General features: G+C 65.7%; 1 protein-coding gene. It reads right to left on the bottom strand.

Translation table 11 applies throughout. The features are described from left to right. Positions 1–1,214: two-partner secretion domain-containing protein (locus ACYP2A_RS26020; protein WP_459748807.1), on the bottom strand; the 1,214-nt coding region annotated here is incomplete at both ends.

The following is a 1,214-nucleotide window of genomic DNA, read 5'->3' as shown; positions in this document are numbered from 1 at the left end:
TGGCGCCGTTGAGTTGCAGGTCGCCGGCCTGGGCAATCAGGCTGCCGCCAGTGTTGTTGGTTTCAAGGCTGGTGGCGTTCAGGCTGCCGGCGCTTTGTACGGTGCCGGCGCTGTTGTTCAGGCTGGCGACATTGAGGCTCAGCGTGCTGCCGCTGGCGGCGATCACGCCCTGGTTGCTGTTGTCCAGGCTGGCGCTGGCCAGCGTCATCACGCCTTTGCTGCTCAGCCGACCGCTCTGGTTGTTGACCTGCGCGGTGCCTTGCAATTGCAGGTCGCCGCCGCTGACCACATCGCCATTGCGGTTAGTCAGGCTGTCGCTGAGGTTGAGATTGAGCACGCCGTTGCTGACCACCGTACCCGCACTGTTGTCCAGGCGCGCGGCCTTGATATTGACGCTTTCAAGCCCCGACAGCAGGCCGCCGAGGTTGTCGAGCGTGCTGGCGTCGAGGGTCAGCGCGGTGCCGCTGGCGATCTGTCCGCTGGTGCGGTTATCCAGTTTTTGCGTGGCGGTGACGTTCACCGCGTTGCTGGCGGCAAGGGTACCGGTGTTGACCACCGTGCGCGCCTTGGCGGTAACAGTGCCGGTGGTGTTGCGCGTGTTGTCGGGGTTGATGCCGGCCTGTACGTTGCCACGGTTGTTGAGTTGATCGGCTTGCAGGGTCATGGCCTGGGCGGCGACCAGTTGCTGGCCATTGTCGAGTTTGCCACTGGCCTCAAGATTCAGTTGGCCACCGGCGTAGGCAGGGCCGGTCACGGTAATGTCGCGGGCCTTGGCGGCGATGTTGCCGCTGGCGGCGCTTTGGCCGAGGGTCAACTGGCCGTTGGCGTCGATCTGGATATCGCCACCACTGGCGGCCAGGTCGCCGGCCAGCCTGACGCCGACGCCGGCTTCGGTGCCCACCAGTTTGACCGCGCCGGCGTACATGCCGCCCAGCGCCGAGCTGTCGATGGCCAGCTCCGGTTTGGCGCTGCCGTCGTCGGGCAGCGCGGTGGCGGCCAGGGTCTGGGCGTCGACGTCGTTGCGCCCGGCGACGATGTTGAGTTTCTTCGCGTGCAACTGGGCGTTGATTTTCGCGCTGCGGGTGATGATGTCGAACTGATCGACATTGGTCGCATTCAGCCCGGCGCCGTCGATGCTGACGCTGCCGCCCTGCACGTTGAAGCGTTGCAACTGGCCGCTGGCGTCGATCACCGGTTTGCCGGTGGTCAGGGTC

Source organism: Pseudomonas sp. 3A(2025), assembly GCF_054589175.1.
Note: the sequence above shows the minus strand (reverse complement) of the source record. Positions and strands in the feature narration are given on the sequence as shown.